The sequence below is a fragment of the Microbacterium sp. Y355 genome, from assembly GCF_059445345.1.
In genome coordinates, this window is the sequence record NZ_JCAIUD010000001.1 from 3,088,311 (window position 1) to 3,108,385 (window position 20,075).

The 20,075-nt window shown below is 61.2% G+C and carries 19 protein-coding genes; 8 read left to right on the top strand and 11 right to left on the bottom strand.

The window, feature by feature from the left end:
* Positions 1-22: 22 nt before the first annotated feature.
* From AC1C2O_RS14895 to AC1C2O_RS14905, 3 genes are read right to left on the bottom strand one after another with little or no spacing between them, the layout of a single operon-like run.
* Positions 23-1,234 (bottom strand): acetyl-CoA hydrolase/transferase family protein, encoded by a 1,212-nt coding sequence (locus AC1C2O_RS14895; protein ID WP_495431221.1) that lies wholly within the window; start codon positions 1,232-1,234, stop codon positions 23-25.
* 9 nt (positions 1,235-1,243) lie between these two features.
* On the bottom strand, positions 1,244-2,017 hold the full coding sequence (locus tag AC1C2O_RS14900; protein ID WP_495431222.1) for an enoyl-CoA hydratase/isomerase family protein: 774 nt from the start codon (positions 2,015-2,017) through the stop codon (positions 1,244-1,246).
* On the bottom strand, positions 2,014-3,966 hold the full coding sequence (locus AC1C2O_RS14905; RefSeq protein WP_495431223.1) for a flavin-containing monooxygenase: 1,953 nt from the start codon (positions 3,964-3,966) through the stop codon (positions 2,014-2,016). The genes AC1C2O_RS14900 and AC1C2O_RS14905 overlap by 4 nt, the downstream gene beginning before the upstream one ends.
* Positions 3,967-4,211: 245 nt before the next feature.
* Between AC1C2O_RS14905 and AC1C2O_RS14910 the strand changes: the two genes are divergently transcribed.
* Positions 4,212-5,789, top strand: coding sequence for an enoyl-CoA hydratase/isomerase family protein (locus AC1C2O_RS14910; RefSeq protein WP_495431224.1), 1,578 nt, complete (start codon positions 4,212-4,214; stop codon positions 5,787-5,789).
* A gap of 56 nt (positions 5,790-5,845) precedes the next feature.
* Positions 5,846-6,568 carry an enoyl-CoA hydratase/isomerase family protein gene (locus AC1C2O_RS14915; protein WP_495431225.1) on the top strand — a complete coding sequence of 241 codons (723 nt, stop codon included), beginning with the start codon at positions 5,846-5,848 and terminating at the stop codon, positions 6,566-6,568.
* 51 nt (positions 6,569-6,619) lie between these two features.
* Here AC1C2O_RS14915 and AC1C2O_RS14920 read toward each other — a convergent pair whose 3' ends face one another.
* A complete protein-coding gene (locus AC1C2O_RS14920; protein ID WP_495431226.1) occupies positions 6,620-7,144 on the bottom strand; it encodes a PPC domain-containing DNA-binding protein in 525 nt (174 codons plus the stop codon).
* Positions 7,145-7,191: 47 nt separating this feature from the next.
* A complete protein-coding gene (locus AC1C2O_RS14925; protein ID WP_495431227.1) occupies positions 7,192-8,418 on the bottom strand; it encodes an MFS transporter in 1,227 nt (408 codons plus the stop codon).
* Between the two features lie 335 nt (positions 8,419-8,753).
* Between AC1C2O_RS14925 and AC1C2O_RS14930 the strand changes: the two genes are divergently transcribed.
* The 6 genes from AC1C2O_RS14930 to AC1C2O_RS14955 all read left to right on the top strand — a co-directional run bounded on the left by AC1C2O_RS14930 (position 8,754) and on the right by AC1C2O_RS14955 (position 14,598).
* Positions 8,754-9,890 (top strand): ABC transporter ATP-binding protein, encoded by a 1,137-nt coding sequence (locus AC1C2O_RS14930; protein ID WP_495431228.1) that lies wholly within the window; start codon positions 8,754-8,756, stop codon positions 9,888-9,890.
* A gap of 8 nt (positions 9,891-9,898) precedes the next feature.
* Positions 9,899-10,822, top strand: coding sequence for an ABC transporter permease (locus tag AC1C2O_RS14935; RefSeq protein ID WP_495431229.1), 924 nt, complete (start codon positions 9,899-9,901; stop codon positions 10,820-10,822).
* On the top strand, positions 10,822-11,637 hold the full coding sequence (locus AC1C2O_RS14940; protein ID WP_495431230.1) for an ABC transporter permease: 816 nt from the start codon (positions 10,822-10,824) through the stop codon (positions 11,635-11,637). Before AC1C2O_RS14935 ends, AC1C2O_RS14940 begins: the two co-directional genes overlap by 1 nt.
* 77 nt (positions 11,638-11,714) lie before the next feature.
* On the top strand, positions 11,715-12,794 hold the full coding sequence (locus AC1C2O_RS14945; protein ID WP_495431231.1) for an extracellular solute-binding protein: 1,080 nt from the start codon (positions 11,715-11,717) through the stop codon (positions 12,792-12,794).
* Positions 12,795-12,837: 43 nt separating this feature from the next.
* The gene (locus AC1C2O_RS14950) at positions 12,838-13,623 is read left to right on the top strand and encodes an SDR family NAD(P)-dependent oxidoreductase (RefSeq protein WP_495431232.1); all 786 of its coding nucleotides are present in this window, start codon (positions 12,838-12,840) and stop codon (positions 13,621-13,623) included.
* Positions 13,624-13,710: 87 nt separating this feature from the next.
* The gene (locus AC1C2O_RS14955) at positions 13,711-14,598 is read left to right on the top strand and encodes an NADP-dependent oxidoreductase (RefSeq protein WP_495431233.1); all 888 of its coding nucleotides are present in this window, start codon (positions 13,711-13,713) and stop codon (positions 14,596-14,598) included.
* Positions 14,599-14,629: 31 nt separating this feature from the next.
* On the opposite strand, the gene AC1C2O_RS14960 is transcribed toward AC1C2O_RS14955, so the two are convergent.
* From AC1C2O_RS14960 to AC1C2O_RS14985, 6 genes are read right to left on the bottom strand one after another with little or no spacing between them, the layout of a single operon-like run.
* Positions 14,630-15,640: a D-2-hydroxyacid dehydrogenase family protein gene (locus tag AC1C2O_RS14960; protein ID WP_495431234.1), complete on the bottom strand. Its 1,011-nt coding sequence runs from the start codon at positions 15,638-15,640 to the stop codon at positions 14,630-14,632.
* A gap of 4 nt (positions 15,641-15,644) precedes the next feature.
* Positions 15,645-16,502 (bottom strand): enoyl-CoA hydratase-related protein, encoded by an 858-nt coding sequence (locus tag AC1C2O_RS14965; protein WP_495431235.1) that lies wholly within the window; start codon positions 16,500-16,502, stop codon positions 15,645-15,647.
* A 10-nt stretch (positions 16,503-16,512) separates the two neighbouring features.
* Entirely contained in the window at positions 16,513-16,806 is a 294-nt protein-coding gene (locus AC1C2O_RS14970; RefSeq protein WP_495431236.1) for a YciI family protein, read from the bottom strand.
* Positions 16,807-16,808: 2 nt separating this feature from the next.
* A complete protein-coding gene (locus tag AC1C2O_RS14975; RefSeq protein WP_495431237.1) occupies positions 16,809-17,867 on the bottom strand; it encodes an NAD-dependent epimerase/dehydratase family protein in 1,059 nt (352 codons plus the stop codon).
* Between the two features lie 55 nt (positions 17,868-17,922).
* Complete coding sequence (locus AC1C2O_RS14980; RefSeq protein WP_495431238.1) at positions 17,923-18,675, bottom strand: N-acyl homoserine lactonase family protein; 753 nt, start codon at positions 18,673-18,675, stop codon at positions 17,923-17,925.
* Positions 18,672-20,051: an MFS transporter gene (locus tag AC1C2O_RS14985; protein WP_495431239.1), complete on the bottom strand. Its 1,380-nt coding sequence runs from the start codon at positions 20,049-20,051 to the stop codon at positions 18,672-18,674. The genes AC1C2O_RS14980 and AC1C2O_RS14985 overlap by 4 nt, the downstream gene beginning before the upstream one ends.
* Positions 20,052-20,075: the final 24 nt, after the last annotated feature.

Genomic DNA, 20,075 nt, shown 5'->3' on the forward strand with positions numbered 1-20,075 from the left:
TCACCGGGGGTAACGTTCAGGCTCAAATCCAGGACGGACGCTGAGCGCTGAGCTGCTCCCGGTGGGTGGGGTGTGCGATCTCTATTATCCGGTCGAATCGCTCACGCAGGGTTGCCATGCGCACATCGGCAACGCCCCATTCGGTGACGATCAGATCGACATCACTTTTGAGCGAGGTGACGGGGCCGGCGAGATGGGGGACGATTCGAGAGGCACCCGACGATGTGGTTGAGGTCAGCGCGATGATCCCGCGGCCATCTGTCATCGCTGCCGTGCGCAGGAAGTCGACCTGGCCACCGATCCCACCGACGTAACGGGCACCAGCGACTTCAGCACCCACCTGCCCGATCAGGTCAATCTCGACCGCGGAGTTGATTGCGATGAGAGGGTCAGACCAGCTGGCATCCTCAGTATCGGTCTGCTCCGAAATAGGGCCGATTCGCACGCTCTGTGATTGACCGAGGAATTCGTACAGCTCTGTTGTACCAAGCGCGACGCCCACGACGGATTCTGCGTCGGTAGCCAGCGAGCCCGATCCGTGCAGAGTTGAGAGCCAATCGCCGGCGATGCCAGTTCGAACGCGGAGGCCTGTGTGTGAACGCAGTGCATTGCCGATCGCGCTGGCGAGCCCACCGATGCCCAGCTGTATCGTGGCGTCGTTGGGAACCATGGCCGCCACCCGCTCGGCAACGCGCTGCTCTTCCGCCGTGGGAATGGGAGCCAGCTCGGTGACGAGCGGGCGGTCGACGCTAATGGCTTCGGTGATCCGAGACATGTGCAAACGGTGCCGCGACGTGGTTGTCGGCATCTGCGAATTGACCTCGGCCACGACGACTCGAGCGTGTTCCGCAGCCAGAGAAGCGTGATCGACTGTCAGGCCGAAGCTGTGGTAGCCATCTGCATCCGCCGGACTTACCTGGAGCAGTACGACGTCGGCATGCAGCTCATTGCGTCGTACGGCCCGCTCGAGGCTGCTGTAGTTCCACGGCAGAATATCAAGCAGTCCGCGTGCGGCGAGCTTTCGCAACGGTCCGTGGGCGAGGTAGCTGTGCACTCGCATCGTGCCCGGCGCGGCGCTGAGCCAGTTGGGCGTCAGCGAGTATCCGCAGATCACTGTGAGGTCAGAGATCGAGTGGGCGGCGTCGAGGAGTTCGGCCACCAACCCGGGTGGTTCGGCCGTGCCCTGACCGACGAACACCCGATCGCCGGGCTTAAGGTGACCTATCAGTGCCATGGTCTGGGATCACCGTCCGTGGAATACAGCGGGGCGACGCTCGCGCGCGGCGAGCACACCCTCGCGAAAATCTTCAGTCGCGTACAAAGGCTGCTGGTGCGTGAGTTCAAGATCGAGAGTCGCGCGGATCATATTCGGCAGATCAGGGTTCAAGAGCGCGTGGATCGCGTGGATCGCCATCGGGGCGGAAGAAGCAATCTCGCGTGCGAGTAGCAGCGCTTGCTGTTCGGCCTCGGCACGCGAGGCGGCTGCTGAATCACACAGTCCGATCCGCACGGCTTCTTCGACGCCGATACGCCTGCCCGTGTAAAGCAGCCGCGACGCCTCGCGTTTGCCGATCGCATGCTGGAGAGTATAGGTGAGCCCGAACCCCTGGCTCATGCCGATCTGCGCGAAGTTCGCCGCGAAGCGTGCAGAGGGGCCGGCGATGCGGAAGTCCGCGCTCAGAGCAAAGCCGAGGCCGCCGCCGATCGCCGCGCCGTCTGTAACGGCGATGACCGGAACTTTTCGCTCAAAGAGCCCCGGAACCAGATCGTAGATAGGTGAAGAGGACCGCTCGGAGCGGGTTCTCCCTGGGTCATCACCGCTGAAGTCGGCGCCAGCGCAGAAGTGTCGTGAACTCGTGCTGAGTACGATCGCGCGGCAGCCAGCGGCTTCGAGTTCACGATATCCCTCGCACACGGCCTTCAAGAGTTCAGGGCTCAGGTAGTTGCGTTCGCCATTGGCAAAGCGAACCAACCCGACGGCGCTATCGTCATCCTGAACCGCGGTGACCTCGATCATCGTTGATCGCTGAGTGCTGGGGTCTGCTCGTTCACCACCGAGAAGTCCGACATGTCTGCCTGCCTGGTCATCTCCCAGTACTCCGACGTGCGCCACGGGCTGTTCATCACGACACGCCCTGCCTTGTTTCGGTAATAGGTCGACATGCCGGGGTGCTTCCAGATCATTTTGTCGTGCATCTTCTCGACGGTGTCGTTGTATGCCGTGCACACTTCTTCGCGCACCTCGACGGCCGCGACCTTGTTGCTCAACATCTGTTCAAGCACGCTCAGGATGTAGTTGATCTGGCACTCGGTGATGAAGATGAAGCTGCCGCCATGGCCGAGGGATGTTCCGGGGCCGAACAGCATGAAGAAGTTGGGGAACCCGGGCGTTACCGTGCCCAGATAAGCGCGCGGGTCATCGTCGTTCCACGCGTCTCGTACCGATACGCCGTCGCGTCCGTATAGGGGGAGTTGGGAGAGGAAGCGCACGACGTCGTAGCCGCTCGCGGTAATAAGCACGTCGAGGTCGCGGTGGGTGCCGTCTACGTTGAGAATGCCCGTCTCGTCGATCTTCTCAATGGGTTCGGTCACTAGCTCGACATCGTCACGTGTCATCGTCCGGTACCAGCCGTGATCGAGCAGCATGCGCTTGCCGTATGGCGGGAAATCAGGGATGAGCTTCTCCGCAAGATCCTCGCGGCCGCCGATCTCGTCCATGATGTAGCGCGTGAAGAAGCGGCGGTGGCCGTCGTTGATCGCGTTGAGCGAGCGTTCTGGATGCTCCCACTCGGGGTCGACGACGAGCGAGTCATACACCTTGCTGTCGAAGTTCCAGCTCAACCGCAGGCGGTACCACCAGTCGTAGAGCGGCACCTCGGAGAACAGGAACTTGGCACCCTCTGGAATGGGCTTGTGCAGCTTCGCAAACGGCGCAGCCCACTGCTTGGAGCGCTGGTAGACGGTGAGATGCTCGACATCATCGACGATCGAGGTGACGATCTGCATTGAAGTTGCACCGTTGCCGACGATGCCAACCCGCTTGTTCTTCAGATCGACGTCATGATTCCACCAGGCAGGGTGGATGAGATCACCCTTGAAGTCGTCAAGTCCCGGGATGGCGGGCCATTTGGGGGAGCTGAAGGCTCCGACCGCGCTCACGAGAATCGGAGTCGTCATCGTGGTGACTCTGCCATCAGGCCCGCGCAGTTCTGAGTGCCAGACGTGCTCTGCTTCGTCATACCGAGAGCCGATGACCTCGGTATTGAAGACGATGTTGTCACGAATGCCGAACTGGTCGGCGAGCTGTACATAGTTGGCATGGACTTCGTCGCGACTAGGGAAGTAGGTGTCCCACTGTCCCTGTGCGAAAGAATACGAATACAGGTGCGCTGGTGTGTCCACGCCTGCGCCCGGGAACTGGTGCTGATTCCAGGTGCCGCCGACCTCTGCGCCGCGCTCGATGATGGTGAAGGGTACTCCCGCGCGTTTGAGGCTGATCCCGAGCGCGATTCCCGACATCCCCGCTCCGACGATCAAGGCCTGAAATCCTTCGGGCAACAGGTGGCCGAGGTCGGGGATCCCGGCGAGAGGATGCGTGTATGACTCCATCTTGGCGGCAAGGAATGTGCTGTAAGCCTCAGGGATTTCCTCGCCGGTCGATGCGCGCATCATGCGAAGCAGCTGATCGGAAGGAAGCTTCGGGATCGCGATCGGCTTGCCGGTGCGCCACGCCATGACGGCATCGAAAGCGCCACGTCGGATCTCATCCTGAAGCTCCTCGGAGAGCCCACCGGAGTCGTTGTCGTCGACACCACGCGAACGGCTCATCTCGTACGGGGGCAAAAGCCACTTCTCGTCGCCGGTCAGCTGCACGATGAGCATCTGCAGCGTAGGCACGTTGGAGTCCTTCAGTGCCGATTCAAGGTGGTCTGCGAATTCTTCGGCGGACAGCGTTTCGTTGCTCACTGGGTCTCCATTGTCCATGCGAGGGCGGCTAAATTCCCTATACGTAGTTACGAACTGTTGTACAGCATAACGTACCAATTCAGATTCGTCGAGGACGGCCTGCGTGACGTAGAGGTGACTGTGTGATGCATTGCAACGTGTCGGCCCGGCTGTGTAAGGTGCATCTAGGCCGGATAGTCGCACACGCATCCGTTAATGCGGATGGACGATTGAGTCTGGGCGAAAGAGACAGGGTTGAGAAAACGATGACTATGCACACCACCTCCCCCATCGTGTGGCAGCGGTCGGACGACGATGTCGTGACCCTGCTGTTGGATGCTCCCGACGCACCCGTCAACACAGTGACAGTTGCCTACATAGAGGCACTGAGTAATTGTGTTGAGCGGCTTGAGCTAATTCAGGACGAGATTGCCGGCGTCATTATCCGCTCAGCCAAAAAGTCATTTCTCGCTGGCGGCGATCTGAACCGACTAATGGCGGTCGATCCGAGCCTGCTGGACGATTTCATCGCCGATATCGACATGCGCAAATCTCTCCTGCGGAGATTGGAGCTTCTGCGCGCCCCGATCATCGCGATCATCAACGGGTCGGCACTCGGCGGTGGACTGGAATTGGCGCTTGCCTGCCACCATTCGATCGCTATCGACGACGGTGGGAATTCGGTCGCGGGTCTTCCTGAATCGACGCTCGGCCTGATACCTGGCGCAGGGGGCATCGTGCGAGCGGTGGACCGGCTGGGTATCGACCGTGCTCTCGACGACGTCATCGTGCCCGGTACGCGGTTTCAACTACACGATGCTCTCGACATCGGCCTGATCGACGAGATAGTCGGCTCGGATGACGAGGCGACAACCGCTGCTGGGGCATGGATGGCGGCACACCGGGGCAACCCGCAGCGAGTCATTACTCGGCCACAATCGCAGCGCCGAGCACTTCCGCCAGCCACTCCCGTCCCTGTCGCCCGTGCGATCACGGCGGTCGCCAATGCAGTACTAGATCGTGACTTCGAGGCTGCGCTGCATGCGGAATCCGTCGCAATGGGTGCGATCGTCGGAAATCGCGGTGCAAAGAACAGCATCCGGATCAACTTCTTCGACACCGGAGCGCTGCGCAAGCGGGCGCGTGCGCTTTCTGGTGAACCGTCCGCAGTGGTGACGTTGGAGCCTGTGAGCGAGTCGAGTGCGGTCGCGGTCGCCGTGTTGGCCAGCCGCAAGGTGACGATCACCGAGGCGATTGCCGGCGTCGCTCATCCCGCAAGCCCAGACGCACGCGTCGTCCTCAGCGGGGTCGATCGCGACAGTTGGCCGTTGCTGTGGCTGGTGGGTGACACCGTGGGTGACGGTCAGACAGTCATCGAATTCACCTCCGATGGTTCGGATCAGGCGCATGCCGCGATCGCGGGCCTCGCGGGTGCCGGAATCCTGCCCGTGCAGGCTGACGTCGCGACCGGTCCGCTCAGCCGCGTGCTGACGGTAGGTCTGGAGCGAGCTGTCATTGACCGCCGGGCTGCCGGGTTTCCCGACGATCGGATCGCCGCGGCTCTGAAATGGGCCGGGCTGACCGCAGTCGCCGATGCGCTGGATGCGGGAGTTGAGGCGTCTTGCGCGGAGTTCGAACTCGCCGCAGACTTACTGGATCTGCTCGCGGCCGCGGGCTCGGAAGCGCTTGGCGATGAGGAGGATCCACTGGATAACGTAACCTCGGTGCGCGCGGGCGGATTCCCGGGCTGGACTGGCGGTATCCGAGCGTGGAGCCAGGGCGGCCGTGAGTTGGCGCGAGACCTCGCCACCGTAGATTCTCTGACCGGGATCGAGGGCGCGTGATGCCTGTCGTTGATGACCAGCCTGAGGTCAATGTAACCCGCGGTGAGAATTCTCATGTGGCGACGGTTTCGTTCCGCCGTGGTGAGCAGAACTTCTTCAACCTTGAGCTACTGAAGACTCTCGTCACGACAATCGAAGACCTGGCCGAGACGGATGCGCGAGTTGTTGTGCTGCGCAGCGCGGGCCGCCATTTCTGTGCGGGCATGAACTTTGGTCCGAGCAACTTCGAAGAACAAACGGGCGAGCACATCCACGATTCCGTGGTGCCACGCTTGTTCTCGCAGCCACTTCCGCTCGTCGCCATGATCGACGGTGCGGCTATTGGCGGGGGATTCGGTTTGGCGCTCGCCGCAGACTTTCGAGTCGCGACGCCCCGTGCACGCTTCGCCGCGAACTTTTCGAGGATCGGCGTCAATCAAGGATTCGGTATGTCAGCCTCACTGCCGCGGGTGATCGGGGAGCAGCATGCAGCCGAGCTGCTCCTGACAGGTAGACGCTTCGGCGGCGAGGAAGCGCTCGAGATGGGTGTGTGTGACCGCTTGGTCGAGCCCGAGGACTTGGAACGATCTGCGTACGAGTTGGCCGAGGAGATAGCCACAGCTTCCCCGCTGGCAGTTCGCTCGATCCGTCAGATGCTGCGTCAACCTCTGCTTACGAGGCTGAAGGATGTGCTTCAGGAGGAACGCGAGAATCAGCGTGTGCTCCGTCAAACCAGCGACTTCCGCGAGGGTGTTGCGGCGTACAACGAGCGGCGGGAAGCGGACTTCAGCGGAGAGTGAAAAGGCCCGCTCGCCGGTGTCGCACCGGTGAGCGGGCCTCCCTCAGAGCCCTCAGAGCTCGGTCAGCTCGTGGTACGGGACGCCACCCGGATAATTCGGGTTGGAATTGTGTTCGACGCGCAGAGCGAGATCGATTCCCTCAACCTCGGCGATGGCGAAGGTGAAGTGCGATTTGGATATGACGGAGCGAACAATCGTGCCTTCGACGAGGTGACCCGAATAGGTCTGATCGCCAACGGTTGCCGCGACATGGATGTGCGCATAAGGCTCGCCCGTGAGGTATTGCACCTCGGCGTCGCCCGACACGAAGTCCTCTTCGACATGGCCGATGATTCCTGACCCCAACACCTCGGTGAGGCCGGGGATGTCGATGATCTTTCCGGGGTGGCTTCCATCGGTGCTCGCGGTCGGCACCGACAGGCGCAGGTTGGTCGTCGCGCCGGTGAGGTCGAGGATGACGCCGGTGCGGATGTTCTTCTCCTTGACGACTTCGATGATCGACTTGTACAGGTCATCACCCGGCGCAAGACGTACGAAATGGACTGCCCCGAGTCGTCCGCTAGCGATAGTTCTCATCTTCTTCTCCAGTTCCCGGCGCCGAGGTCGACGTCGATCGGTGTGGTTCACACAGGCGGGATGTCGCCGTCACGCATGGGCTGATCGAGGTCCGCCTTCGGAATGAGTGGCACTGCCGCGGCTGGTGCGAGTGCGAGCAGCGCGAACGCGAACGGGTAGCCGGCGACCGAGATCAGGCCCCCGACCAGTGGTCCCACGAGAAACGCCGCGGTGTTCTGGGCGGTGTTCTGGGCACCGAGTGCGCGGCCGGCCCAGCGGGGACCGGCATATTCGGCAACCGCGGTGAAGGCTGGGCTGTTGTCCGAAGATGCGAGAGCGCCCGCAATGACAAGTAACGTCGCCGTCACGACGTTCCAACCGAGTGCACTCGACGCTGCGAGCAGCAGCAGTGCCAGCCCTACTGTGATCGCGATCAATCGAACGAGACGGAGCCGCCCCAGAACATCGGAGAGGTGGCCTGACAGTAAGCGCGAGAACGCACCGAGGAACTGTGACCCAGCAATCAGGCCACCAGCCGCAAGTGCGCTCCAGCCCAAATCGCTGATCAAGAAGACCAGTGAGAATGTTTGTAAGGAAAGCTGGGGAAAGATCAGCAGCGTAGAGACTGCGTGCACGCGGGGCAGATACCACGAGGCGCGATAGGGGTTCATCGCGACGGAAGGTGTCGGGGTAGGCATGTTGTGCGAATCCTGTGCTGGAGCCTGTGGAGGCTCACGCAGGAAGATGAGGCAAATGATGAGCCCCGTTATTGCGAAACCAAGTGGCAACATGAGGGCGGTTCGCACGCCGCCGGCGATCGCGAGGGAAGGCACCGTGAGGGCCCCAATGGCCAGGGCGACGGAAAAAGCCATCTGTCGAATCCCCATTGCAAGGCCGCGCCGATTCTTGGGAATCCACGCCATAATGAGTCGCCCTGCGGCGACGTTACCGCTGGAGATGGCAGCGCCACCGAGGAAGAAGCAGACAGCTAGCGCGATCGGGTCGGTCATGACCATGCCTACGGCACAGACTACCGCAGCGAGCGCAAGGCCCAGGTTCAGCACGAGTCTTTCGCCGAATCGGTCGGCAAGGGCACCCCAGATCAGAAGTGCGAATACCATCCCGAGGTTCGGCGTGCTCGCAACCGTTCCGGCCAGCGCAAGCGACATTCCGTATTCGGAGCTCAGTAGCGGGATCAGATAGGCCGGACTTGTGAGGACGACACCGCCGGCGAGTTGCGCGAAAACTCCGACCCCGAGTTGAAACCAGGGTGAACTCGCGGTCAGCTTCGCCACTATGCTCCTTCGCACTTGCTCACGCAGATAGCGAGGTGACGCGCGCCGTCATCCTTGACTGTGTATGCAAGTTCACCATAGCGAACTTTACTGCATCGTGGGCAAATTGGATATTTGGGTGATTCGGGTTGACGGATGGCGCTCCTCGCGGTTAGCGTGTATCCGTAATACTGAACAACCGTACTTAGTTCTGAACCATTTTCAGCTGGAGATCGTAGCGATGACGCACGGTCTCAGCGCCAGATCATTTGACCAAAGGAGATCAAGATGATTCTTCGACGTACGTGCCTGAAGTTGATTCCCACCTCCGCCTCTGTCAACGGACGGATCGACTGATGGCTGTCATGGAAGAAGTGAAGGCCGCGAATCGCGGGACGCGACACGAGTTGGAACTTCGTGAGCTGACGAAGGAGTTCCCTTCCGGTGCAAAAGCAGTGGATGGCGTGTCGCTGTTATTCCCGGCTGGTGAGCTGACCGCATTGCTCGGTCCCTCCGGATGTGGAAAGACGACGACGCTTCGAATGATCGCTGGCCTTATCCATCCGACGAGCGGCACGCTTGTGCTCGATGGCCGCCCGCTGAATGAGGTGCCGGCCAACCGTCGCCAGACGCTGATGGTTTTCCAGAGCTACGCGCTGTTCCCCCACATGACCGTACGTAAGAATGTCGCCTTCGGTCTCGAGATGAACGGGTGGAAGAAGGATGCGATCGCCCGTCGCGTTGACGAAGTGCTTGATCTTGTCGGGCTGGGCAAGTTCGCCGACCGTCGACCAGCGCAAATGTCGGGTGGTCAGCAACAACGTGTGGCGCTGGCCCGCGCGGTCGCTCCGCAGCCGCCGGTACTCCTGCTCGACGAGCCGTTGTCGAACTTGGATGCGCAGCTTCGCTGGGAGATGCGTCGTGAGATTCGACGGGTGCAGCAAGAGCTGAACATCACGACCGTCCTGGTCACGCACGACCAGGACGAAGCGCTGATGATGGCCGACAACATTGCGATTATGCGCGATGGGAAGGTGCAGCAGGTCGGCAAGCCGCTGGAGGTGTACGAATTCCCGAAGACTCAGTTCGTCGCCGAGTTCATCGGCCGGGCGAATGTCTTCGTCAGCGAAGTGACGGATGCCACGGCGCAGACGATTGGAGCGACCTCAGCGGGACGCCGCTTCACGATCACCGCCCGCGACGAGATGTACCGACCTGGCGTGGGCGAGGCCGTAGGTGTCGTTGTTCGTCCCGACCGCGTGACGATTCATACGGAACCGGTCAGAGATCCGAGTGTGAATGTGGTGCAATGCAAGATTCTGCACGCAGCCTATCTCGGAGGCGAGCTCAACATTGCAGCTGTCGCGACAGGAAACGGCGAGACGCTTGAAGCACGCGTCCCCTACCACCACTCGGAGCCCAGCCCTCTCGTCCCTGGTGCCGATGCGTGGATGTCTTGGCACCCTCGAGACGCTCGTATCGCGGCGATCTAGTGGGCGACATGAGCACTCTTACGCCAACACCATCGGCGCCGCAGACGCAGGCGGTCGCCCTTCAGAAGCGTGCGCTGTCACTGCAGGGACGCGAGAGATTGATCCCGGTGGTTCTGGTCGCCCCGGTGCTGCTTATCCTCAGCGTGCTATTCCTGTGGCCGCTGATCAGCACGGTGGCACTGAGCTTCCGTGACGGCGCGAACGGATTCACGTTCGACAACTACGTGACGTTCTTGACCGATCCGTACAACCTTGCGGTGCTGGGGCGGACGCTGGGTATCAGTATCGTCACGACCATCATCACGGTTCTGCTGGCATACCCGGTGGCGACGCATCTCGCGAAGGCACGTGGATGGATGAGCGCCTTGATCGGGCTCTTCGTTCTGTCGCCGTTGTTGGTGAGCGTGATCGTCCGTACCTACGGCTGGACGATCGTGCTCGGCTACAACGGTCTGCTCTCTCGTGTCTCCGAGTTCCTCGGCCTGGGCTCCGTCGACCTGATGTCGACGAACATCGCCGTCATCATCGGCCTCGTGCATGTCGTCATGCCCTACATGGTGCTCTCGCTTCTCGGCATCCTGTCCGGCATCAATGGTGATCTGGTCCATGCGGCTCAGAATCTCGGTGCCACCAAGACGCAGGCGTTCTTCCGAATCATGCTTCCGATCAGCGTGCCGGGCATCCTGGCAGGGTCAATGCTCGTGTTCACGCTGAGCGCGGGATCATTTGTCACCCCTGCCATCCTCGGCGGAAATCAGTCGATGGTGCTTCCTGTGCTCGCCTATCAGCAGAGCCTGGTCGTCTACAACGGTCCGATGGGGGCCACCATCACGGTCATTCTGCTCGTCGCCGTGCTGGTAACGATTCTCCTTTACCAACGAGCCCTGAACATGCTGCCCTCGCGGCGCAGCTCCGAGGGAGGTGTGTCCTGATGTTCGACAGAATCGGAACCGGGATCGTTTGGGTGCTCCGCTGGTTCACCTACCTCTTCCTCATCATCCCTATCGTCATGGTGATCGTCTCTTCGTTCACCGCTGCGGGGTACAACGCGTTTCCGCCGGAGGGTTTCAGCCTGCGCTGGTACCAGGAACTTCTGAGCAACGACGCGTTCATGGCTTCTGCCGGACTCAGCTTGGTGCTCGCAACCGGAACAGCAATCGTCTCCACTGCCCTCGGCACGGCCGCGGCAGTCGCGCTCGTGCGGTTCAAATTTCGTGGCAGCGGCGCGGTATCACTGATGCTTCTGGGGCCGCTGATTTTGCCCGGAGTAGTTCTCGGCGTCGCGCTGCTGACCTTCTACAGTTCCATCGGCGCGGTCGGCAACCTGCTCTGGATCCTGCTCGCACACGTCATGATCACGGTGCCGTACACCACCTTCATGGTCAGCACGGCGCTGGCGGGCTTCGATGGCAACCTCGAACTCGCAGCCATGAACCTGGGTGCATCTCGCATCCGTGCATTCTGGCGCGTCGTGCTTCCTGGCATTCGCGCAGGTCTCGCATCCGCCCTCGCTCTCGCCTTCGTGGTGTCCTTCGATGAGATCGTCGTGACGATCTTCGTCAGCGGGCCGGGATCCATCACTCTGCCTGTGCGCATGTACACCTACATCGAACAGAGCAGCACGCCTCTGATCAATGCGGTCGGTGTCGCGCTGGTCATTCTCGCTGTCATCGTCTTCGCCATCATCGAGCGCACAGTCGGCATGAGCAAGGTCTTCGGACCCGGCGCGCGCGACAGCCTGAAGTGATCGCTCAGGCAATACGCATCACCCGCACACCGATCCAGCTTTCGGGGATCAAGCCATAACAATCGAAGGAGATTGGCATGAACACCAAGCGGTACACCTATCTGACGGCCGTTGCTGTCGTTTCAACATTGATGCTTGCAGGATGCAGCGGCCAGACCACGCCGGATGCCGAGGCACCGGACTCTGCAAGCGGAGGAACCGGCGAGCTCGTCTTCATGACCGCTGGCGGCTCAGTTGAGATCTCGTTCGCAGAGAAGATCTTCCCGGCGTTCGAGAAAGAGACTGGCATCAATGTTGAATACACCGTCGGTACGTCGGCGGTGATGACTTCGACGCTGCAGGCACAGGCGCAGAACCCACTCATCGATGGCGTGCTCTGGAATGACACGACCCACCTGAATGCGGTCACCAACGGGTGGGTCGCCGAAGTCGATCCCGATGTGGTCACGAACATGGATCTCGTTCAGGACACATACGATCACTACATGCCGCACGGCATTCCTTGGATGAACAATCCGACGGGCATCACTTATAACGTCGAGTACTACGAGAAGAACGGCCTTACACCGCCAACGTCGCTGAGCGACGTCTACGATCCCGCAGTCGCCGACTTGATCTGCATGCATTCGATGGAGAACTCTTATGGGCGCAGTGCACTGGTACAGACGGCTCGCTCGCTCGGCGATGATGAGAATGACGTGTCCGCGGCGTTCGATCTGCTAGAGAGTCTGGGCTCTGGCATCCATATCGCCGAATCCCCGGCCCAGTTCGACGAGATGTTCCAGCAGGGGCGTTGCGTCGTCGGGTTCAACTCCATGGGACGCGGAATCGCCTTGGAGAAGTCCGGATTCGCGGCGAAGTGGGTGGCGCCGAAAGAAGGGGTAGCCGCTGAGATGGTCATTGTCGACGCGGTTGAAGGTAGCCCGAATGCTGAGTCGATGCAGCTGTTCCTGAACTTCCTGCTCAGCGATGAGGGGCAAGAGATCGCTTCGAGCACGATCGGATACCTGCCAACCACATCGGTCGAGCTTCCCGAGGAGGCGCAGGCAGACCTGCCCGCTCCCGAGGAACTCAAGGGTACATACACCCCTGATTACCAGGTGATCCAGGATTCGCTGCAGGACTGGGTCGACCAGATGAACCGTCGACTCGGCTGAACCTCGTCATGTCGCCTCTCATCCTGAACCTGGAAGGCACAGCATGAAGCTGAAGGGCACGAACGTCATCGTGACCGGAGCGGCCAGCGGCCTCGGCGCTGCGCTCGCGCGTGGAGCGATCGAGCGCGGTGCCGCGGCCGTCGCGCTGTGGGACAGGGATCACGAGGGACTCACACGTACGACGCGGGACATCGGCGGACGTGCTGTCGCGATCGTCGCCGATCTGACGGACTCCGCCGCAGTCCAGCGAGGTCTGCACCAATCGCGCGAAGCGATGTCACGTGTTGACGTGTTGATTGCGAATGCAGGAGTCATCGGCGTCACCGGACTCGCCACGGAGCTCCCTGAATGGGATCTCTCGTGGCGAGTCCACGTCACCTCCGTCATGGAGCTGATACAGGAGGCTCTCCCGGAGATGCTCGATCGGCGATCGGGGCAGATCGCAGTCACCGCGTCAAGCACAGCGGTCACGCTGAACCCGAAGTCGCTCGTATACTCCGTCACCAAGCGTGCACAGCACGCGATGGTGGAGTGGATGCATGCGCGCTACGCGGATTCCGGAGTCGACTTCACGACGTTTCTACCCGGCGGGATCCTCACGCCACTCCACGAGCGGATGAACCTCGGTGACCCGCACAGTCAAGTCTCCGCGCAAGAAGCGGATACTCCTGAGCAAGCGGCCATAACGTTTCTCGACGGGATCGAGGCGGGTGCGTCTGTTGTCTACAGCAAGGAACGCACGTACCAGAATCTTCAGCGCCGAGCCGTGGACTATGAGGACTGGCTCACTGATCTCGCGGACAGGTTTCCAGCTTCTCCCCTGGCCTGACGTCCGGTCGATGAGTTCATGTTGAATAAAGCCGTGGGTATTCTGAGGTTCGGGCCGCCAGACGTTTTGCAAGTGGTGACTCGTCCCATGCCTGAGGCTGGGTCCGGCGAGGCTTTGATCGAGGTGCGCGCGGCAACGGTGAACCCGACTGACACGCTTTTGCGAGCAGGTGCGCAGGCGGGGCGGCTTAGCGGCATCGAGCCACCGTACGTTCCGGGAATGGAGTTGTCAGGCATCGTTCGACGGATCCATCCATCGGCAGGGACCTCTGGATTCCGCGAGGGACAGAAGGTCATCGCCGTGGTCCCGCCGTGGCGTCGTGCAGGCGGGGCGCAAGCACAGTTCGTTTCTGTGGACGTTCGGTCAATGGCGCCCATGCCCAGCGGGATGGGTTTCATCACTGCTGCGACGCTGCCGATGAACGGTCTTACTGCGCTGATGATTCTTGAATTGCTGGAGCTGCGAGAAGCCTCGACGGTTCTTGTCACTGGTGGTGCCGGCGCGCTAGGTAGCTATGTGATCGCCGTTGTCCGGGATCATGGGCACTTCGTTATCGCAGACGCATACGAGAAGGATCGTGACTACCTGATTTCACTTGGCGTCGATGTCGTGGTGCCACGCGCCGAGGACATGTACGGAGCGGTTGCCGCGGCCGCAGCCGACGGGGTGGATGGCATTGTGGACTGCGCTCGACTCGGCGCCGAGATGAATCCGCTCGTCCGTGACGGCGGAGTCTTGGTTCAGGTCCGCCCTGACGACGCGGGCAAAGATGAGCGTATCCGGGTAGTCGCCGTGAGCGTTGCCGATCAGCTCTACAACACCACGAAGATTCACGAAGTAGCTAGGCTTGCGTCGGCTGGGGTTCTGCGTCCTCGGGTCGCGAAGATCCTGGGGCTCGGCGAAGCCGCGGAAGCACATTGCCTTATCGAAGCAGGCGGTCTGAGAGGACGTCTGGTTCTCGATGTCGGCGCGTGACGGCTTAGGAGCAGTCTCCGGAAAATAGCGATCACCGGTCGTGACGGACGGGTATCGGTCGACCCTCGAGGTATGCAAGAACTGCCTCAGCTGTTCCTCGATACCATTCGTCGTATGTTTCGGCGGTATACCCGGCGACGTGGGGCGTGAGAATTGTATTCTCAAGACTGAGCAGTGGATGGTGCTCTGGCAATGGTTCAACATCGAAGGTATCCAGCGCTGCGGCGCGTATGCGACGCTCTTGCAGCGTCTTCACGAGGGCATCCTCGTCGATGAGCCCTCCTCTTGATGTGTTCACGAGCACAGACGTTGGCTTCATCAGAGCGAGCGCCTGTGCATCGATCACGTGGCGCGTGGAATTCGACAGCACGAGATGCAGAGTTACTACATCGCTGCGACGTAGCAACTCGGTCAGGCTGACTGGCTCCGCGTTCGCTTCAACTGCTGCGTGGTTACTCAGATGGGGGCTCCACACAAGCGGGTGCATTCCGAACGCGTGCGCGAACCGCGCGATGAAGCGACCAGTTCCGCCAAGGCCAACGATTCCAATGGTCTTACCGAAGAGCGCAGGAAAAGCCTCAGTTTGCCAGTGGCCTTCGCGTACACGACGGTCTTCAGTCGTGATGCCTCGCATCGCGGCGATGATCAATCCCCACGTGTACTCAGCAGTTGCCGCTCTGGAGAAGGCGGAGTAGCGCGTTCCCGCGATCTCAATCCCGCGCTCTGCGGCAGCTTCGAAGTCAATCACGCGGTTGACCTGTGAGGTAGCGACGAAAAGCTTCAGGCGAGGCAGCCGGTCCATCAAAGGCGCAGTAAGAGCGAGGCGTTCTTTCGTGGAGCAGATGACGTCGTATCCCTCCAACGTAGCCACGACATGATCCTCGTCGTCGAATGGCTCGGTGTAGAAATCGACCGACGCGAGCTCGCCGACGGCGGACCAGTCTGCGTACTTCTCAGCGATGCCGAGATAATCGTTTACCACCGCGACCCGGGCCGGAATCCAGTCAGGATTGGCATCGATGTCCCGCTGGGTGGGGGACACCGTGTTAGCCTCCGTTTTTGGCCGGCGGAGCAATCTGGGTCGGTGTGCGACCGGTGCTGAACGGCCCGTCTCGCTCGACCAGCGCGGGCTTGATCCCCACCTCTTCGACTCGGTCCCAGAAATCGATGACAGGCGCGGACATATGGGCGAGGACATCGAGCTCGACTGCCCGCGTCGTGAGCTCGCCGAAGCCTGCCGAATCCCACGCGGCGTTGAGGGAGTGCTTGACGATGCCCAGAAGTTCCTGCGGCACCATTGCGATCCGCTCCGCCAACTCGATGGCGCGGTCGCCCAGTTCTGCGCCGGGGTATGACGCGGCGACCAGGCCATTCTGGGCGGCTTCGTGTCCGGAAATGAGGTCGCCGGTCAGCGCGAGAAGTTTCGCCCGCTGAGGCCCGAGTAGCCAAGACCATACAGGCAGGAGGAGAGAGATCCCGAGGCCGCGGATATTGGGGACGCCCAGCTTCGCATCGTCGGCAGCCAGGGCGATATCGCTGGCGAGCATGAGATCGGTGCCGCCTGCGAGGCAGTACCCGCGGACCTCCGCGATCGTGACGATGGGCTGGTCGCGATACTCCTTCATGAAGTCCGCAACCTCGCTGAGGCGGCGGCGGTCCTCTACGACGGTCTTCGGGCGCATCACGCCCGGGTCTAGCTTGTAGCCAGAGGAGAAGGCGCGGTCGTCGCCAGTGATGATCACGACCTTCGTGTCGGTGGCCCGTGCCTGAGCAAGCGCAGCGAGGATCGCCGCACGCATCGCCCCCGACAGTGCGTTGCGGTCAGCAGGCGAATTGAGCCGGAAGCGCAGGATCGATTCACTGACCACTTCAATACGGATCAGCTCGTCATTTGCATCAGTCATGGTTGTCCCTTCAGACGTGAACCCGGTCGAAGTAGGATTTTCGCCACCGGCGGATGAGGATGTCGGCGAACACACCCGCTCGCGCGAATGGGTCTGCGGCGATGAACGCCTCGGCTTCAGCGCGAGTCTCGACATCGACGATGAAGAAGCTGCCATCGACTTCTGCGCCGTCATCAGAAAGTTTTGCGCCGCCGGCGAGCACCACGTGCGCGGCCGCGGCGACGTATTCCAGGTGGGCTTCGCGCGTTGACGCTCGCAACGCTGCGGTACCTGGCTTGTCGGAGGCATCGATCAGGAAAGGCATCGCTATTTCTTTCCAACATGTTCGGGACGCGTGAGAGCGGGCAATCCCGCACCCTCGCGATACGCCGACAGAGTGCGGAAGAAGCCGTCCTCCATAGTGAACTGAGGCCGGATTCCGAGAATGCGTTCTGCGCGGCTCGCGTCAAACGGGTACGCCCAACTGATCTGGGCACCGGCCGGAAGCTCGAATCCGTCAGCAGCTGTGGCGAGTCGCATCTCGGCGTCGGGAATGAGCGCCTGCACGTAATCGAAGGCATCCGAGATCGGGCGTCGATCCCCGCTGGTGACGAAAGACAACCCGGCGCCCTCATCGGTGGCGAGCGCCTGCACGAACGCCGCGGCGATGTCGCCGACGTATTGGAAGTCCATCGTCTGATCGCCGAAGGGCACGACCGCCGGTTCAGAGCCCGTGGCGGGAATGCGGAGTAGATTGTCGACGAACTTCGTGCCGCCGCCGCGCCCTGCCTTCAGTTGCTCACCGTAGCCGTAGACACGAGCGGGGCGGAGGCCGACCACGTTCAGCCCCTGATTGCGGTGGTAGGCCGCCGCGATGCCCTCCAGAAATACTTTGCTCGAGCCGTATACCGTGCTCGGATCGACGGGAGAATCATCGTCGATGATGTCGCGTCCTGCGAACGATCTTGGACCGAAGACGTTGATCGAGCTTGCCCAGGCAACCCGCTCCACCTGCGTCTCGACCGCAGCCTTGAACACGTTGACCGTGCCCATGACATTCACATCGATCGCTTTTGGAATATTGGCCTCGGACGCCTGCGAGACGAGGGATGCGAGGTGAATGATCTTGCGGACATCGTGGTCTCGGATCGTCTGAAGGATTCGACCGTAATCCCTGATGTCACCGAGAACTGCGGTGGTTGCACCCCGGTTGGGGATGCCGGCGGAGAGCTCGTCGACATACAGGACGTCGGGCAAAGTGCTCACGTCGTCGGCGTCCCCGGTCGCGCCAAGCTGGCCGTACATGACGACGTCCTGGCCTGACTGCAGGAGTTCGCTGACGACGTGACCGCCGATGAAGCCGACGCCGGTGACCATTACTGACATGAGGTCTCTTTCGTTCTCCGCGGTTCGTTGATTCGGGGCGTCGCTCGGCCGACAGTCATTCGTATACTGAAGCGTCGAACACCCGGTGATCGTGGCTGGGCAACGTGCTGGACGCGAGCGAGAACGCACGTTTCATACTCTCGAGGTAAACGTCGAGGTCGGTGTAGGACGCGTTCGGGATGAATGCGCCGCCGTTGAGGTTGGCATACATCGGAACATTGTCACCGGCGAGCAGATAGGTCTCGGCACCCTTGACGAGCACCGATTGGCTTCCTGGGGTGTGGCCGGGAGTCTGAATCAGCATGACGTCGTCCGTAAGCGAGATCTCGCCGTCGATGAGTGTGAACTTGCCGCGCAGGAAGTTGGGGATGGAAGTACACATTCCGTGCGCCATCTCCACCTCGTCGTAGGCCTTCGTCTGCTCGAAGGGAGGGGCGATCGCGATTTCGATCTCGCGTCGCTGCACGAGAATCTTGGCGTTCGGAAAGAGATCGTTGCCGCCACAATGATCCCAATGGAGGTGGGTATTCACCACGATCTCGATCTCTTCGGGATCGACGCCGATTCCCTTCAGTGCCGCAGCGGGATGCTGAGCGGTCGCCTGCGCAACCGGGTGATGGTGCGCATGGGTCTGCTCCAGCGAACCGATGCCGGTGTCAACCAGAATCTTCTTGCCCTGAGACTCGACATAGAACATGGTGAAGGCGAGATCGATCGGATCCGGCTCGGCTCCGGAGACCACCTGAGACATCTTCCGTGGTGCTGTGCCGACGAGCAGCGGCACCACCTTCGTACCGTTCTGGTTCATCGGGCCCCGCCGTTCGTGTTCGGCACGTTCACTTTGATGGTGCCGGTCTTCAGATCGAGATTCGCAGTCTCCCTGCTCAGGATCATGGCGACCAGGGTCAACATGCAGCCAAGTGCGACGACGACGGCGATCGGCAGCCACGAGTTGGAGAACGCTCCGAACAGTCCGGTCGCGATCAGGGGGGCGAAACCTCCGGCGAGCGCGCCACCTGTCTGATAGACGAAGGACATCCCGCTGAGTCGCGACTCGGACCCGAACGACTCGGTAAGAAAGGCCGGGAGGGGGCCGTATAGACAGCCGACCGCGAGGAACATGCCCGCGAACCCGATGAACGCTGCCACGCCGCTGCCTGAAAGCAGAAGGGGGAAATAGGCGAATGCCCACACGGCGACCGCGATCGCCCCGATGATCATCGGCGTACGACGTCCGACGCGATCAGAGAGCGCAGCGAAACCGATAATCGCGACAGCATATAGCGCCTGACCTGCCGTTGACATAGCGAGCAATGTCGGTAGTGGCGTTTCACCGTTTGCTCCCGCATAGGGGACAGTGACCGTCAACGCGATGTAATACGTGAAGAAGATCACGCACGTGGGTGCGAGCGCGGTCAGCATCTGCTTGGGGTACTTGACGAAAAGCGAGAAGAACGGAATCCCCACTGCCTCGCCTGCTGCGAGAGTCTCTTTCAGAACGGGAGGTTCGGTGATGCCGCGGCGAATGACCATCCCCAGAACGACGATCACTGCGCTCGCAAGGAAAGGCACTCGCCATCCCCAACTGGCAAAGTCCTCGGGGCTCATTGATGCCGTGAGGAGCGCGATCGTTCCTGTGGCCAGAAGCGCGCCGACGACCGATCCAGCAGTCGGCAGCGCTGCGTAGAACCCACGGTGCCGGGAGTCGTTCTTGTGCTCGATCAGTAGGACAGTTGCGCTGCCGTGCTCACCACCTGCGGCGAATCCCTGGACAAGCCGAAGCAAGACGAGAAAGACGGGCGCTGCAGCACCGATAGCCTCATACGTGGGCAGGAATCCCATGAGTACGGTCGCTACACCCATAACGATCAGGGTGATCATGAGCACGAACTTCCGGCCGATCTTGTCGCCGATGTGTCCAAACACAACAGCTCCCAGTGGACGCATCAGGTAGCTGACCGCGAACACAGACCACACGTAGATCGTGCCGACGAGCGAGTCGCCCTCGGGGAAGAACAGCTGCGCAAAGAGTAGACCCGCGACAGCGGCGTAGAGCACGAGATCGTAGAACTCGAATATGGTACCGATCACAGACGCTGCGACGAGCCGGCCCGTATGTGCGCCTCCGGATGCTGCAGAGGGCGCCGAAGTCGTCGTCGAAACCGGGGAGATGCCTTGAGGCACTTGGTGAATCCTCTCTTGTGGCGC

Excerpts from the sequence above, each read along its gene's own strand:
- AC1C2O_RS14895 (WP_495431221.1), bottom strand. The coding sequence starts at position 1,234 with ATGGCACTGATAGGTCACCTTAAGCCCGGCGATCGGGTGTTCGTCGGT.
- AC1C2O_RS14900 (WP_495431222.1), bottom strand. The coding sequence starts at position 2,017 with ATGATCGAGGTCACCGCGGTTCAGGATGACGATAGCGCCGTCGGGTTG.
- AC1C2O_RS14910 (WP_495431224.1), top strand. The coding sequence starts at position 4,212 with ATGACTATGCACACCACCTCCCCCATCGTGTGGCAGCGGTCGGACGAC.
- AC1C2O_RS14920 (WP_495431226.1), bottom strand. The coding sequence starts at position 7,144 with ATGAGAACTATCGCTAGCGGACGACTCGGGGCAGTCCATTTCGTACGT.
- AC1C2O_RS14930 (WP_495431228.1), top strand. The coding sequence starts at position 8,754 with ATGGCTGTCATGGAAGAAGTGAAGGCCGCGAATCGCGGGACGCGACAC.
- AC1C2O_RS14935 (WP_495431229.1), top strand. The coding sequence starts at position 9,899 with ATGAGCACTCTTACGCCAACACCATCGGCGCCGCAGACGCAGGCGGTC.
- AC1C2O_RS14940 (WP_495431230.1), top strand. The coding sequence starts at position 10,822 with ATGTTCGACAGAATCGGAACCGGGATCGTTTGGGTGCTCCGCTGGTTC.
- AC1C2O_RS14945 (WP_495431231.1), top strand. The coding sequence starts at position 11,715 with ATGAACACCAAGCGGTACACCTATCTGACGGCCGTTGCTGTCGTTTCA.
- AC1C2O_RS14950 (WP_495431232.1), top strand. The coding sequence starts at position 12,838 with ATGAAGCTGAAGGGCACGAACGTCATCGTGACCGGAGCGGCCAGCGGC.
- AC1C2O_RS14955 (WP_495431233.1), top strand. The coding sequence starts at position 13,711 with ATGCCTGAGGCTGGGTCCGGCGAGGCTTTGATCGAGGTGCGCGCGGCA.
- AC1C2O_RS14965 (WP_495431235.1), bottom strand. The coding sequence starts at position 16,502 with ATGACTGATGCAAATGACGAGCTGATCCGTATTGAAGTGGTCAGTGAA.
- AC1C2O_RS14970 (WP_495431236.1), bottom strand. The coding sequence starts at position 16,806 with ATGCCTTTCCTGATCGATGCCTCCGACAAGCCAGGTACCGCAGCGTTG.
- AC1C2O_RS14975 (WP_495431237.1), bottom strand. The coding sequence starts at position 17,867 with ATGTCAGTAATGGTCACCGGCGTCGGCTTCATCGGCGGTCACGTCGTC.
- AC1C2O_RS14980 (WP_495431238.1), bottom strand. The coding sequence starts at position 18,675 with ATGAACCAGAACGGTACGAAGGTGGTGCCGCTGCTCGTCGGCACAGCA.